The organism is Bacillus sp. C28GYM-DRY-1 (assembly GCF_030519405.1).
GTDB lineage: Bacteria > Bacillota > Bacilli > Bacillales > Bacillaceae > Bacillus > Bacillus spizizenii_A.
On sequence record NZ_JAUMKF010000004.1, the window covers coordinates 1 to 14,721 of the forward strand.

Annotated in this window: 11 protein-coding genes and 2 pseudogenes; 4 read left to right on the plus strand and 9 right to left on the minus strand. The window is 47.2% G+C overall.

Annotation, left to right across the window (positions count from 1 at the left end; all coding sequences use genetic code 11):
* Positions 1-192: 192 nt before the first annotated feature.
* Positions 193-1,323, minus strand: a complete 1,131-nt coding sequence (locus tag Q3W56_RS05545; protein WP_302894780.1) for a DEAD/DEAH box helicase — start codon at positions 1,321-1,323, stop codon at positions 193-195.
* 173 nt (positions 1,324-1,496) lie between these two features.
* Between Q3W56_RS05545 and Q3W56_RS05550 the strand changes: the two genes are divergently transcribed.
* A complete protein-coding gene (locus tag Q3W56_RS05550) occupies positions 1,497-3,053 on the plus strand; it encodes an ABC-F family ATP-binding cassette domain-containing protein (protein WP_064813836.1) in 1,557 nt (518 codons plus the stop codon).
* A gap of 120 nt (positions 3,054-3,173) precedes the next feature.
* Here the strand turns inward: Q3W56_RS05550 and Q3W56_RS05555 are convergent.
* The 7 genes and pseudogenes from Q3W56_RS05555 to yfmT all read right to left on the minus strand — a co-directional run bounded on the left by Q3W56_RS05555 (position 3,174) and on the right by yfmT (position 10,373).
* Positions 3,174-3,327 (minus strand): annotated as a pseudogene (locus tag Q3W56_RS05555) (hypothetical protein).
* A 318-nt stretch (positions 3,328-3,645) separates the two neighbouring features.
* Positions 3,646-4,836 (minus strand): MFS transporter, encoded by a 1,191-nt coding sequence (locus Q3W56_RS05560; RefSeq protein WP_019713584.1) that lies wholly within the window; start codon positions 4,834-4,836, stop codon positions 3,646-3,648.
* 65 nt (positions 4,837-4,901) lie between these two features.
* Entirely contained in the window at positions 4,902-5,324 is a 423-nt protein-coding gene (locus Q3W56_RS05565) for a MerR family transcriptional regulator (protein ID WP_019713583.1), read from the minus strand.
* Between the two features lie 123 nt (positions 5,325-5,447).
* Entirely contained in the window at positions 5,448-5,894 is a 447-nt protein-coding gene (locus Q3W56_RS05570; RefSeq protein ID WP_302894781.1) for a YfmQ family protein, read from the minus strand.
* Between the two features lie 124 nt (positions 5,895-6,018).
* Positions 6,019-7,908 carry an ABC-F family ATP-binding cassette domain-containing protein gene (locus tag Q3W56_RS05575; protein WP_302894782.1) on the minus strand — a complete coding sequence of 630 codons (1,890 nt, stop codon included), beginning with the start codon at positions 7,906-7,908 and terminating at the stop codon, positions 6,019-6,021.
* A 61-nt stretch (positions 7,909-7,969) separates the two neighbouring features.
* The gene (locus Q3W56_RS05580) at positions 7,970-8,902 is read right to left on the minus strand and encodes a methyl-accepting chemotaxis protein (RefSeq protein ID WP_483298521.1); all 933 of its coding nucleotides are present in this window, start codon (positions 8,900-8,902) and stop codon (positions 7,970-7,972) included.
* 13 nt (positions 8,903-8,915) lie between these two features.
* A complete protein-coding gene (gene yfmT, locus Q3W56_RS05585; RefSeq protein WP_302894783.1) occupies positions 8,916-10,373 on the minus strand; it encodes a benzaldehyde dehydrogenase in 1,458 nt (485 codons plus the stop codon).
* A gap of 246 nt (positions 10,374-10,619) precedes the next feature.
* On the opposite strand from yfmT, the gene bcaP reads away from it, so the two are divergent.
* The 3 genes and pseudogenes from bcaP (at position 10,620) to Q3W56_RS05600 (ending at position 13,743) form a co-directional block, all read left to right on the plus strand.
* Positions 10,620-12,005, plus strand: a complete 1,386-nt coding sequence (gene bcaP / locus Q3W56_RS05590) for a branched-chain amino acid transporter BcaP (RefSeq protein ID WP_302894784.1) — start codon at positions 10,620-10,622, stop codon at positions 12,003-12,005.
* Between the two features lie 79 nt (positions 12,006-12,084).
* A pseudogene (locus tag Q3W56_RS05595) lies at positions 12,085-12,403 on the plus strand (HAD-IA family hydrolase).
* A gap of 110 nt (positions 12,404-12,513) precedes the next feature.
* Positions 12,514-13,743, plus strand: a complete 1,230-nt coding sequence (locus Q3W56_RS05600; RefSeq protein WP_302894785.1) for an MFS transporter — start codon at positions 12,514-12,516, stop codon at positions 13,741-13,743.
* 28 nt (positions 13,744-13,771) lie between these two features.
* On the opposite strand, the gene Q3W56_RS05605 is transcribed toward Q3W56_RS05600, so the two are convergent.
* On the minus strand, positions 13,772-14,707 hold the full coding sequence (locus Q3W56_RS05605) for a putative nucleotide-diphospho-sugar transferase (RefSeq protein ID WP_302894786.1): 936 nt from the start codon (positions 14,705-14,707) through the stop codon (positions 13,772-13,774).
* Between the last annotated feature and the right edge of the window lie 14 nt (positions 14,708-14,721).

Genomic DNA, 14,721 nt, shown 5'->3' on the forward strand with positions numbered 1-14,721 from the left:
AGTTCTCCTCACAGCCGCATGCCAGAATATGAAGAAGATTGCCACATACCTAGCCAAGCGGAGCTAGGTATGCGGGAGCTCTTTTTCTGTTTTTGAAATCAGCTGAATATCCAAAAAAACAGCGTAAGACAAAAAAAGCTTGTAGAAAAACATCGTTTTCTCTACAAGCTGAAGGGCTTTCCGCCCTCCTTTTTATTTTGTCTTCAATTTTCCGCCTGCATAAACGGCTTCACTCAGCTCCACGCCAAGCTTCTTCGCCATCTTTTTCAGTTTTGATTCTTCCAGTTTCGTCACGAGGCTCAGTACGTTGCCTTCTTTTCCAGCCCGGCCTGTTCGGCCTGATCTGTGAACGTAGCCGTCTTCGTCAGGAATATCAGCATGGATCACATATGGCAGGTTTTCAATGTCTAAGCCGCGTGCGGCAATATCAGTCGCTAATAAGAGCGGGAATTCCCCGTCTTCGAACGCGGCAATGATTTTCGCCCGCTCCATTTTTTTCGCTTCACTGTGCAGAACGCCGAGTTTGACATGGTGATACGCCAGCTTTTCCGCATACACACTCAGGTTGCCGATGTCTCTCACAAATACGAGTGCCTGCATGCCTTGAAGTCTAGACAGCTTTTGCAGCAGCTTCACTTTGTCGCGCTGGTCGCAAATCAGATATTGATGCTTCACTTTCCCAGCTTCCGCCTTGCTTCGATGCACCTTCAACACCTCAGGCTCATGCGCCAATTCACGGAGCACGTCCTCTGTTTCCTTTTTGAGCGTGGCAGAAAAACATAGAAGCTGCCGGTCTCTTAATGTCGTTTTAATGATTTGCTTCATCGTTTCACGATGCTCCGGCAGGACAAGCTGATCTGTTTCATCAAGCACGATCGTTTTCACTTCATGCATTTTGAGTTTCTTCGCTTTAATCAGCTCAAATACCCTGCCCGGCGTTCCGACAATGATATGCGGATGTTTTTTCAGCTTTTCGACCTGCTTCTTCACATTCGCCCCGCCGATTAAGGAAGCCGCACGCAGCTCTGAGCCTGATTTCCAATCCTGAATTACCTGAAAGATCTGCATCACCAGCTCACGGGATGGCGCTAAAATGACTGCCTGCGGGTGCTTTTGGTCCGGCTTAATCCGCTCCAAGACCGGCAGCGCATACGCCAGCGTCTTGCCTGTGCCTGTCGGCGATTCCGCGATAACATCCCTTCCGTCCATGATCAGCTGAGCCGCTTGTTCCTGAACAGGAGTCGGCTTTTGAAAACCGGAAGCATTCCAATTCTCTTGTATAAATGATTGTGCATTATGTAAAAATGGCCAAGTTTGCGTCATTTTTTTCTCCTCAATTCCTGAAATCTATTCCATAGTATCTCAAAACCTCGCCCGGAACGCAATTTTTCTTTTTCTTTCCTATACCTTTCAACATTCCGATTCCTCCTTTATAATCAAAAGGGTGAATAATACACGCCGATTGTGCGTGTTTGATAAACGATAGAGGTGTAAATATGAGTATTTTATCTGTAAAGGATTTAAGCCACGGCTTTGGTGACCGGGCCATTTTTAATAACGTCTCCTTCCGCCTGCTAAAAGGCGAGCACGTCGGGCTGATCGGCGCAAACGGTGAAGGAAAATCAACCTTCATGAATATTATTACCGGAAAACTTGAGCCTGATGAGGGAAAAGTCGAATGGTCAAAAAATGTCCGTGTCGGCTATCTGGATCAGCATACTGTGCTTGAAAAAGGCAAATCCATTCGTGATGTGCTGAAAGACGCATTCCATTATTTATTTGCGATGGAAGAAGAAATGAACGAGATTTACAACAAAATGGGCGAAGCTGATCCCGACGAGCTCGAAAAGCTTCTTGAAGACGTCGGTGTGATTCAAGACGCGCTGACGAACAATGATTTTTATGTCATTGATTCGAAGGTGGAAGAAATCGCCCGCGGCCTCGGCTTGAGTGATATCGGGTTAGAGCGCGATGTTACTGATCTGAGCGGCGGACAGCGAACCAAGGTTCTTCTCGCCAAACTGCTTCTCGAAAAGCCAGAGATTCTGCTGCTTGATGAGCCGACCAACTATCTTGATGAGCAGCATATTGAATGGCTAAAACGTTATCTGCAGGAATACGAGAACGCGTTCATCTTGATTTCCCATGATATTCCGTTCTTAAACAGTGTCATCAACCTGATTTATCATGTAGAAAATCAAGAGCTGACACGCTACGTCGGCGACTATCATCAGTTTATGGAAGTCTACGAGGTGAAGAAGCAGCAGCTTGAAGCGGCCTACAAAAAGCAGCAGCAGGAAGTCGCGGAGCTGAAGGATTTCGTTGCCCGCAACAAAGCCCGTGTCAGCACGAGAAACATGGCGATGTCCCGCCAAAAGAAACTCGACAAGATGGATATGATCGAGCTGGCGGCAGAAAAACCAAAGCCGGAATTCCACTTCAAGCCGGCGAGAACGTCAGGCAAGCTGATTTTTGAAACGAAGGATCTCGTGATCGGTTACGATTCCCCGCTCTCACGTCCGCTGAATCTCCGCATGGAGCGCGGCCAAAAAATCGCTCTTTACGGAGCAAACGGGATCGGAAAAACAACATTGCTGAAAAGCCTGCTTGGCGAAATCCAGCCGCTCGAAGGCTCCGTTGAGCGAGGCGAGCACCTCTTTACCGGCTACTTCGAGCAAGAGGTCAAGGAAACAAACAACAATACGTGTATTGAAGAAGTTTGGAGCGAATTCCCTTCGTATACACAGTATGAAATCCGCGCCGCTCTGGCAAAATGCGGACTGACGACAAAACATATCGAAAGCCGCGTCTCCGTATTAAGCGGGGGAGAAAAAGCGAAAGTCAGATTATGCAAGCTGATCAATTCAGAAACCAACCTGCTGGTACTCGATGAGCCGACAAACCACTTGGATGTCGACGCGAAGGAAGAGCTCAAGCGCGCCCTCAAAGAATACAAAGGCTCCATTCTTCTTATTTCTCACGAGCCTGATTTCTATATGGACATCGCGACAGAAACATGGAACTGCGAGTCTTGGACGACGAAAGTGCTTTAATGTTACGAAAAAACCCGCCTGCTGAAGGGCGGGTTTTTTACTGCCATTTTTTCTGAACGATTCTCAAAAGCTCTCTGTCTTTTAAAATGAGCTGCAATGGCGAGGTGAATTCATCAAGTGTCAGCTCTCTTTTGGCAGACAGCTCAAAGTCTTCCTCATCAGCCCATGCGGTGAACCACTCAACCGAAAAACTGTTTTTCATGACGCTGTGTATGTATTGATAGAGCATTTCTAAGCACTTCTGATCAAGTTCGTCAGGCTTTACCTTATCCATGGCAAACGTCCCCTCTACAGCATGAACCATTACTTGATATGGCAATCGTAAATGAACCGATACATCCTCAGTTTCTTCAAGATCAATACCCGCCGCGTCGATGCCTGACCGAAGCGGATGCCCTTTCCGCGAACACCGTTCTTGCTGACCGAAAAAACCAGTTTCTAAAGGAGTTTTAGCCGTTAAATAGTAAAATTGTGTCATAAGGCTGTCCTTTCCGCACTAATTTTATGATGATACCATTATAACTGATCGTGAATACTGGTATAACTTGATCACATAAAAAAGACACTGCCTCACGAGCAGTGTCTATCGTTATTAATGTCCCGCCTTAATTCCGGCAAGGTGTTTACGTCCCATGAGAAGGACAAGCATGCCGACAAAAACGACGATTCCGCCTACTGTATATGGTGTGTTTGCGGTAAAGTGTTCAGAGAGCATTCCCGCAATCCACGGAGCGAGCGCGCCGCCGATGAAGCGGACTGAGCTGTAGGCTGAAGATGCGATTGAACGTTCAACCGGCGCAGAACCCATGACAGCTGTTGTCATGATCGTGTTGACCATACCGAGGACAGCACCGGCGACAACGATACATGTAATAATCAACGTCTGATGCTCTGTCCAGATCCCCATGATGATCAGAATGACCGCAAAGGCGATAAAGAGAACAACCAACGAACGCACTGTACCCAGCGCTTTGTGCACGAGCGGCGCCGTAAAGACTGATGTAATAGCCAGCAGAAGGCCCCAGCCGAAGAAGACATATCCGAGACCGTGCTCATCTAAATCCAGAACGAACGGAGAATAAGCAAGCAAAATAAAAAATCCAAAGTTGTATAAGAACGCCGATACCGCCATTGTCAGAAGGCCTTTATACTTGAGTGCCTTCACCGCATCAAACACACCGACGCGTTTCGCCGGTTTCGGCAGCTTCGGAAGCATGAAAGAAATCGCGATTAATGCAATAAACATCAGGACAGATACCCCGAAGAACGGCGCACGCCATGAAATGCTTCCAAGCTCTCCGCCTGCTAGCGGTCCGACAGAAATCCCGAGTCCGAGCGCCGCCTCATACAAAATAATTGCTTGGGCGCTGCCCCCGACTGATACGCCGACAATAACCGCAAGCGCTGTTGAAATAAACAGAGCATTACCTAGTCCCCAGCCGCCGCGATAGCCGACTAGCTGAGCAATTGAGCTTGAACTGCCGCCAAGCCCCGCAAACACAATAATAAAAATAAGTCCGAGAATTAATGTCCATTTCGCGCCGATACGGCTGGAAATGGCTCCTGAGAAAAACATCATAAATCCTGTTACAAGTAAATAACTTGTAAACAAGAGTGATACTTCACTAGGTGAAGCATGTAATTGTGCGGCAATGGCCGGAAGAATTGGATCGACCAGCCCGATTCCCATAAAGGAAATCACACAGGCAAATGCGACAGCCCATACCGCTTTTGGCTGGCTGAGCAAGCCCGTTTTCTGATTCACTTGTTTTGTCTTATCCATTTGACCTGACCTCCATCTTTATTCCATTAAAAGAAACGCTACAAAAATAGCGTTTAACAAACGTTTCATTCGATTGATTGAATGGCGCGTTCCGCTTTGCCTTTCATGCCTTGCAGGCGTTCTTTAAAGCTTTGGAATGTGCGGATTTTCTCATCAATCAAATTCAGCTGGTGATTCAGGGTTTCCTGAATTTCCTCCAGTTTTTCTTTCCGTTCCTTGGGATCCAGTGACAACAAATACCCCTCTTTGTTTAACTCTAGCTGGCGGCTTGTTTCCATGAAATGCTGAAGCTCCTGAAGGGAAAAACCAAGCACCTCTTTTGTGCTGATGACTTTCTCAAGCTCCTCCATATCATCCTCTGAATAAAGCCTTACACCGCCGTCTGTCCGTTTCGGCGCCGGAATTAAGCCGATTTCTTCATAAAACCGGATGGTCCGCTTTGTCAGCCCGCTTCTTTTGGCTACTTGATCAATCTTCATCCATTCCAAGGTAAATCCCCCTTCGCCGTTTCTGTTATCATTATACACCTTTTGAACCTTAACGTAAACGTTAAGTTAAACAATCAATAAAAAAAGACGAGTGCATCAAACACCCGTCGTTCACAGTCCTGTTTAAGCCAAGCTTCCTGTCTCTGACAGAGACTGCTTTTGAAGGCTTTCAGAAAGCAATTGATATGCAATCACTTTATTCTTGTACTGCTTCACGACGTCGATATGGTCGTCATAGCTGTACACAAACAGCTTCACATCTCTTTTTCCTTTTTTCATATCTATCACCAGCGGCGTGCCGCCGTTTTCCGGATGTAAATAACGCTCTTCATCACCTGGGTAGATATAATATTTCTCTAGGAAGACAGCTTTGTTAAATTGGTCAATTACTTTCTGTTTCTCTTCACCTTCGAGACGTTTTCCATTCAGGGAGAGAACAGCATTTTCGTCACTCAGCTTGGCGTGCACCGCAAATTTGCTGAGCAGCCATTCCATGACGCCTGTTGGAAGGCAGGTTATTACGATTTTCACCACACTCATGAGGATTAACATCACGATCGTCCATGTCATACTTCATCATCTCCGTTGTTTTTCCAAGTGCCGCTGACACATAATTTGAGCATATCATAATCTGGCCGTTTCGTTTTTGTACATTATGTGAAAAAAGCGCGGCCTCCTGCGGGCCGCGCTTTTTTTAGCTTTCCAGCTCTTCTATCATAAGAGACAATTCTGTCCAGCGGTCCATAGCAGTCTCAAGTTCTTCCGCTGTTTTCGCCTGCTCAGCCATCAGCTCTTGGATTTTTCCAAAATCGCTGCCTGCTGCGGCGATGTCAGCTTCGAGCTGCTCATGCTTCTCTTCTAACTGGGCAATTTTATCTTCGATGCCGTCCCATTCAATCTGATCCTTGTAGGAAAGCTTTTTCCGTTTTTTCTTCGGCTCCGCTTCGGCCGGTTTTGCTACAGTTGCTGGTTTTTCAGCTGTTTTCTTCGCTCTTGTCTCCTCCATATAGTCGCTGTAGGAGCCTTGGAATCGAGAAATGACGCCATTTCCTTCAAACACAATCAAACGATCGACGACACGATCAAGGAAGTAGCGGTCATGGGATACGGTGATGACGACGCCAGGGAACTGGTCAATATAATCCTCCAGTACGCTTAATGTTTCAGTATCCAAATCGTTCGTCGGCTCATCGAGAAACAGGACATTCGGCTCCTGCATGAGAACCTGAAGCAAATATAAACGGCGTTTTTCCCCGCCGGACAGCTTGCGGATATACGTCTGCTGCATCTGACGCGGGAAGAGGAAACGCTCCAGCATTTGTTCAGCTGTAATGATATCGCCATCCGCTGTTTTTACGACCTCCGCCGTTTCTTTTATATATTCAATGACCTTTAACTCGCCATTCATTTCACTGTGATCCTGGGTATAGTAGCCGATTCTGACCGTCTGTCCGATCGTCATATGGCCGCCGTCTGGGGTATGACGGCCGGCAAGGGTGTTTAATAGCGTTGTTTTTCCGATGCCGTTTGGTCCAATAATCCCGATCCGTTCACCCGGTATCACCAATTCATTAAAGCGGTCGACGAGCATGCGGCCGTCGTAAGCGATCATCACGTTCTCCGCTTCAATGACCTGTTTGCCAAGACGGTGGGAGCCAATCGCAAAATCGAGTGAGCCCGATGACTGAGGGCCTTTCTGCTCCTTAAGCGTCTCCACTCGGTCGATTCTCGCCTTTTGTTTTGTGGAACGGGCTTTCGCTCCCCGTCTGAGCCAAGCCAGTTCGCGGCGCAGCAGGTTTTGCCGCTTCGTTTCCTTTTGCTCAGCCTGCGCTTCCCGTTCCGCTCGTTTTTCTAAAAACACTTCATAGTTGCCTTTATACGTGTAAAGGCTACCTCGTTCTAACTCATAAATGCGGTTCGTGACACGGTTTAAGAAATACCTGTCGTGCGTCACCAGCATGACGGAGCCGGGATATTGACTTAAATATCCTTCAAGCCACTCAATCGTTTCATTATCCAGATGGTTCGTCGGCTCGTCTAAAATGAGCAGATCAGCTGGCTGAATTAAGTTTTTGGCAATGGCTACCCGTTTTTTCTGGCCGCCTGAAAGCTCGTTGACTGGCTTTGTTACATCGTTGACGCCCAGCTTAGACAATACGGTTTTCGCCAAGGTATTCGCATCCCACGCGTTATTCGCATCCATTTTCGCCTGCGCCGCCAGCAGGTGCTTCTGGCGCTGTTCATTTTCGGGGTCTTTTCCAAGCTCATACAGCGCTTTTTCATATTCACGCAAGGTTTTCATTACAGCCGATTCACCGGAATAGATATGCTCCAGCACAGTTTGCCCCTCAGGCAGCTCCGGGTCTTGATGAAGAAATTCGACATGCACGCTGCCGGATTTCATGATGTCTCCCTCTTCAATAGATTCCAAGCCGGCGATCACTTTCAGCAGCGTTGATTTCCCCGTTCCATTCGGTCCGATTAATCCGATTCTCTCATTCTCTTCAATATGAAAGGAGATATGGTCAAATAATGTTTTATCTCCGTATGTTTTATACAGATTTTCCGCTTTTAATATACTCATGATTCCTATCAATCCTCACGTAAGTTCATGTGTACATTTTAAATCAGCCGCTGGAATAAAACTAGTAAAACGTCAGACAAATTTCATGGAAATGCAGGATAGAAAAAGACCGGGAACATTTGTCCCCGATCTCTGATTCTTCCTCTAGCGCTTTTTCTGCCATTTTCGCGAGATGCTGCGCGCTTCCTGAAATCTCCTGCATCGTGGCGGAAATTTGTTCAACGGCAGCGGCTTGCCCGTCTGTATGCTGATTAATCGACTCAATGGATTCCTCCAGCCCTTTCAGCAGGCTGTGGATTTTTTTCGTGATCTGGTCAATCTGGCCGACATTTTCTTTTGAGTACGTCGCTAGCTTTCTAATCTCATCTGCGACGACAGAGAAGCCTTTTCCGGACTCGCCTGCTCTCGCCGCTTCGATTGCGGCGTTCAAGCCAAGCAGGTTACTTTGGTCAGAGATGCCTTTCACAGTTACTGAAATATCGGCAATTTCACCGGCGCTTTCGCTTACCTTTTTCGCCTGTGAGGAAATGCCTGACATTTGAGTCGAAAACCCGTTGATTGATTCAGAAATATCGGAAATGGCTGCGGCCGTTTGTTCAACGACAGCTGATAAGCTTTCCGCCACATCATGCAGCTTAGACGACTCCTCAAGGCTCGTTCCGAGGCCGACGCCCCCTATTACTCTTCCATTCTCGTCGTGGAGCGGGATGGCACGAGCAATCAATGGGAAGCCGAACAATTCTTTCGGAACCATGCTCGTCTTCTTCTGATTGGTGCGGATGGCATCTGTGATAATATCCCCTTCCTGTAGCGGATCACCGGCTTTTACCTTTAGAGAAAAGGTTTTGGCCGGTATATTCACAAGCAGTTTTTCCGTATCGTAAATGCCGATTGTAATATCATCCTGAACCAGGCTGTTTAAATAAGGGGCTACTTTGACCAACGCGTCCAGAAGGTCTGCGGTTTCTTTTTCCGTTCTTATGCTCAATCCCATTCACTCCTATCCATTAATAAGGGAAGCTGCGTTTTTCGTACTGGACCGAGATCCATTTCAGTGTCGTAAATTCTTCAAGGCTCCACTCGCCGTTCAACCGGCCGAGACCGGATTGCTTTTCGCCGCCAAAGGCCACATTCGGTTCATCATTGATTGTTGTGTCATTGACATGGATCATGCCTGTTTCAATGCGCTTCGCAAAAGCCACGCCGCGTTCAAGATTTGACGTATGCACGGCACCGCTCAAGCCAAACGGCGTTTCGTTTGCGATATCCACCGCTTCGTCTTCTGAATCAAACTTCATAAAGGAAACGACAGGTCCGAACAACTCTTCCTTGGCGATGCTCATGAACGGTTTGACGTCTTTTAAGATCGTCGGTTCCACGATCGTCCCGTTAAATCCGCCAAGCTTCACTGGAACAGCACCTTCTTCAATCGCTTTCTCAACAGATTTCATCAGCCCGTCCGTCTGTCTGCTATTGATTAATGGCCCAATAATCGTATCAGGGTCCATTGGATCGCCGACCTTCAGTGATTCCACTTTTGCCTGATACATTTCTAGGAACTTATCATAAATTGATGAGTGAACAAGTACGCGGTTGGCCGACATGCAAATCTGCCCTTGATGGGTAAATCGGCTGAAAACCGCCGCATTGACCGCATATTCGATATCCGCATCCTCAAGTACGATGAAGGCGCTGTTGCCGCCGAGTTCAAGAAGCGGCTTTTTAAAATGCTTCATCGCAAGCTGGCCGATATAGCTGCCGACTTTTGTAGAACCTGTAAATGAGATGATCCGCGGTATCGGGTGTTCCACAAAGCTGTCTCCAATTTCTGCAATGTCTGTGACAACGACATTCAGCAGCCCCTCTGGGATTCCCGCATTCTCAAAAATTTTCGCAATCAGAGTGCCGCCGCAAATCGGTGTTTCTTCATGCGGCTTTAAAACGACGCCATTGCCTGCTCCGAGTGCGGGCGCCACTGATTTCATAGATAAAAAGAATGGGAAGTTAAAAGGACTGATGACACCGACAACGCCTGCCGGCACGCGATATAATCTGTTTTCCTTGCCGTCTATCGTTGACGGAAGAATTTTCCCTTCCATGCGGACAGGGAACGTCGCCGCTTCTTTTATGATGTTTTTCACAAGCCCAATTTCAAAGGCCGCTTTAAGCCTTGTTCCGCCAAGCTCTTCCATAATCAGATAAATGATCGCTTCTTCGTTTTCTTCAATATACGTGACGGCTTTTTCTAAAATGGTTCTTTTCTCGAACGGATTGACCGCATCCCATTTTTTCTTTGCCAGCGCCGCTGCCCGGTACGCTTCATCAACATCGTCAGCAGTGGCTTTTTGGAAGGTTGTGAATGTTTTCTGAGTATAAGGATTTTTGTTTTCCAATACATTTGGGCTGCTGCCCTCCTGCCATTTCCCTCCGATAAACTGTTTATTCAACTCTTCATATTGAAACATGGTCAGCATCTCCTTTTAATCCGAAAGTCATAATGTGGGCGAATCTATTGTTTCTATCGGTTCTCCCTGCATAAAATTGAATATCTTATTAGAAAATTACGATCCTATCCTACGACTACGCTTTTTCGCTTCTATCATTTAAAGCGGAAAAATATATGATTGACTGTCCTAAATTTCGACAATATAATACAACAAGAACTGTATATAATGATTAGAATATTTTGAATTTTCCGGGAGGAACTTTTGATGAGTTCATTATTCAGAAAAAAACCGCTTGAAACATTGAGTGCGCAGAGCAAGTCAAAAAGCCTTGCCCGCACGTTAAGCGCATTTGATTTAACCTTGCTTGGTATCGGTTGTGTGATCGGTACAGGGATTTTTGTCATCACAGGAACAGTGGCCGCAACCGGTGCAGGCCCTGCCCTCATTATATCGTTTATTTTAGCCGGGCTCGCCTGTGCGCTTGCCGCCTTCTGCTATGCTGAGTTTTCGTCTTCGATTCCGATTTCAGGAAGCGTGTACTCATACTCCTATATGACACTCGGAGAGCTGCTCGCCTTTTTGATCGGATGGGATCTCATGCTTGAATATGTCATTGCACTATCAGCCGTTGCCACCGGCTGGTCTTCATACTTTCAATCACTGCTTGCCGGCTTCAACCTTCATATTCCGGCCGCACTGACAGGAGCGCCGGGAAGCACACCGGGCGCCGTATTTAACCTTCCGGCTGCAGTGATCATTCTCATCATCACTGCGATTGTCAGCAGAGGCGTCAAGGAAAGCACACGTTTTAACAACGTCATCGTCCTGATGAAAATCGGAATCATTTTATTGTTCATCATTGTCGGCCTCGGTTATGTCAAACCGGATAACTGGTCTCCTTTTATGCCGTTCGGAATGAAAGGCGTCATTGTCAGCGCGGCAACTGTGTTCTTCGCGTACCTCGGGTTTGACGCGGTTTCTAACGCTTCAGAGGAAGTGAAAAATCCTCAAAAAAACATGCCAGTCGGCATTATTTCGGCTCTTGCCGTTTGTACCGTTCTATACATCACGGTTTCGCTTGTTTTGACAGGCATGATGCCTTATACGAAATTGAATGTCGGGGATCCGGTGTCCTTTGCGCTGAAATTCGTCGGCCAGGATGCTGTTGCCGGTATTATTTCTGTCGGTGCGATTATCGGGATTACGACGGTTATGCTCGCTTTACTGTACGCTCAGGTCCGTTTGACATTTGCCATGAGCAGAGACGGCCTTCTCCCTGGATTGTTCGCAAAGGTTCATCCGTCATTTAAAACCCCGTTCAGCAATACATGGCTGACTGGTATCGTTGCGGCCGGAATCGCCGGCTTTATTAACCTCGGAACGCTTGCCCATCTGGTGAATATGGGAACCCTGGCGGCGTTTACAGTCATTTCAATTGCTATTATCGTGTTACGAAAGAAATATCCGGAAATCAAAGCGTCCTTTAGAGTGCCGTTCGTTCCGGTTGTGCCAATGATCAGCGCAGGCATCTGCCTTTGGTTTATGTACAGCCTTCCCGGCGTCACATGGCTTTCCTTTGTGATCTGGATCGCCGTCGGGGCGCTGGTTTATTTCCTGTATTCTAGAAAACACAGCCTATTAAACAAATAATCTCTTATAAGCCGGCGGTGCCTCACCAGCCGGTTTTTTCCTTACAATACCGCACTTTATAATTTGATGTAGAGATACCATCCTTGATTTTAAAGCGGCAGAAGCATTAGCGTTGCGCTTGCTGTTTGAAGATCAGAACATTCCTTTCAAGTCTGCAGCATCAGTTTGATCTGTATATCGTGACAACCGGCGTGTCTAAGACACAGTACAAGCGCCTCCGTGATTCAGGATTATTTCCGTTCTTCAAGAATATTTTCGTTTCTGAAGATACAGGCTTTCAAAAACCGCTGAAGGAATACTTCAATTACATCTTTGAACGGATTCCAAGATTTTCAGAGACTCACAAGCTTGAAGAGCTGTATCACATTTTGAATATCGAACTTACCGTCAGCTGCTAATCATGCTGGCGGCCTTTGTTTTAGAAGGTCTTTTTTCCTCTTGATAAATTCTTCACCTTATGAATAATATAGTGGTATGCTCTGGCTAGATATGTAAGGAGGAGACTCACTTGGCTATCGCCACCCCGCTAAAAGAAAAAACAGTTCAAAAACCCGGCACCACAGTTTATCCAATTTTGATCATCATCGGAATCTGCCACATGCTCAACGATTCGCTGCAAGCCGTGATTCCGGCCATGTTCCCTATTTTGGAACGCTCCATGAGCTTGACATTTACACAGCTCGGCGTCATCGCTTTCACATTAAACATGGTGTCATCTGTGATGCAGCCTGTCGTCGGCTGGTATACCGATAAACGGCCCCGGCCGTACGCATTGCCCATCGGTTTGACTGCCAGCATGCTCGGCATATTGGGCCTTGCCTTCGCCCCTTCATTCATAACGATCTTATGCTGTGTGTTTTTCATCGGATTAGGCTCCGCCATTTTCCATCCGGAAGGCTCCCGTGTTGCGTATATGGCCGCCGGCACAAAACGCGGGCTCGCCCAGTCGATCTATCAGGTGGGCGGAAACTCAGGCCAGGCGATGGCGCCTCTGATTACCGCGCTGATTCTTGTGCCGCTCGGACAATTCGGCGCCGTTTGGTTCACGCTTGTCGCCGCGCTCGCTGTTATGTTTCTGCTGTATATTGCGAAATGGTACGCCGCACGTCTCGGAAGCCTTGCCCAGAAGTCAGGCAAACAAAAGAAAACGGCTGAAAACACGGCCATCACCAAGTCTGTTGTATCTGCTCTTATCATTATTATCTTTCTCATTTTTGCACGTTCTTGGTATACAAGTGCGATCGGCAATTTTTACACGTTTTACGCGATGGATACATATCACGTAAGCATTCAGCAGGCACAAAGCTATATTTTTGTCTTTTTGCTGTTCGGCGCTGTCGGCACGTTTCTCGGCGGCCCGCTCGCAGACCGTTTTGGAAAACGCTTCGTGATCCTCGGTTCGCTGCTGTGCTCTGCACCGCTGGCGATTTTGCTGCCATTTGCCGGACCGGTGCTCGCCTATGGCGTGCTTGCCTTGATCGGCTTGATTCTGATGTCGAGCTTTTCCGTAACGGTTGTCTACGCACAGGAGCTTGTTCCTGGAAAAATTGGCACAATGTCCGGTTTGACCGTCGGACTCGCCTTCGGGATGGGCGCGATCGGCGCGGTGGCGCTTGGCGCTCTGATTGACGCCGCGGGACTGACCCCGACGATGATTGCCATTGCCTTTCTCCCTGTCCTCGGCATCCTAGCCTTCCTATTGCCGAGCGATCAGAAGCTGAGAGAATGGCATAGCTGAAAAACCCCTGCCATCCGGCAGGGGTTTCTTAATCCAGCTGTATAAAATGAGTGTCAGGCACTGCGTGCTTCGGGATAAAGCCGTCAGCAAAGTCCGGAAACGCTGACTGAATTTCTTTAATCCATTTTTTCAGGCTTAATACATACGGCATATATATCATTTCAACTGTCGCTTCATCTTCAATTCGGTAATACCAGCAAAGATTAAACTCTTTTTCCGTAACGAGTGTAAACCCGGAGAAATGATAGAATATCAGCGGCGTTTCATCTATATACACGCGGCCTTCCTTTTGCCCGACCTTATAATTTTCGATATTCCAAAGCGCTGTATTGGCTCCGATTGATTTGACTACATGCACGCCCTTATACTGCGCCGGCCATTTCTCCACATATCTTTGATCTCCGTACGTCTTTCGTTCCGTATCCATTTCTACCGTACAAAATGCAATGCACTCCTGTCTCCACTGCCACACCGCTTTATAGGCTTCCTTCGTATTTCCGGCACCGACAAAGCCTGTGTTATAGCGGCCGGTCCGTTCATAGTACGACATGAACCGCGGCGAGTTGCAGTGATCGGTCAGATACAGATAAGCTTTTGGGTTTTCCGCAAAAATACGTGCCGGATCAGAAAAGAAAAACAAATCAGTATCCATATGAGCAAAGTATTCAGCTTCATCCCACTTGCTCATGACATGGAATAAAAAGGCCGGCTTCAATGTCCAGCAATATTCATGAAACGTTCGATTGCTTTTCGCTTGCAGCAGCTCCGGGTCTTCCATTTCATGCAGCTGTACAAATGTTACATGCTCCCACGGAACGTGCTGGAGCAATTCATACGCCTTCTGATCCACACAAAGCACAAACAAATGAAAATCATCGCAATGCTCATGGAGAGAATGAATCATGGGCATGAGCTTAAAGATATGCGTCCTTGACACTATCGTTGAAAAATGAAATGTACTCACCATACCACATCCAA

Bases quoted from the DNA above. Each gene is read 5' to 3' on its own strand.
- Q3W56_RS05550 (WP_064813836.1), top strand. From the start codon at position 1,497: ATGAGTATTTTATCTGTAAAGGATTTAAGCCACGGCTTTGGTGACCGG.
- Q3W56_RS05560 (WP_019713584.1), bottom strand. From the start codon at position 4,836: ATGGATAAGACAAAACAAGTGAATCAGAAAACGGGCTTGCTCAGCCAG.
- Q3W56_RS05545 (WP_302894780.1), bottom strand. From the start codon at position 1,323: ATGACGCAAACTTGGCCATTTTTACATAATGCACAATCATTTATACAA.
- bcaP (WP_302894784.1), top strand. From the start codon at position 10,620: ATGAGTTCATTATTCAGAAAAAAACCGCTTGAAACATTGAGTGCGCAG.
- Q3W56_RS05575 (WP_302894782.1), bottom strand. From the start codon at position 7,908: ATGAGTATATTAAAAGCGGAAAATCTGTATAAAACATACGGAGATAAA.
- Q3W56_RS05570 (WP_302894781.1), bottom strand. From the start codon at position 5,894: ATGACATGGACGATCGTGATGTTAATCCTCATGAGTGTGGTGAAAATC.
- yfmT (WP_302894783.1), bottom strand. From the start codon at position 10,373: ATGTTTCAATATGAAGAGTTGAATAAACAGTTTATCGGAGGGAAATGG.
- Q3W56_RS05580 (WP_483298521.1), bottom strand. From the start codon at position 8,902: ATGGGATTGAGCATAAGAACGGAAAAAGAAACCGCAGACCTTCTGGAC.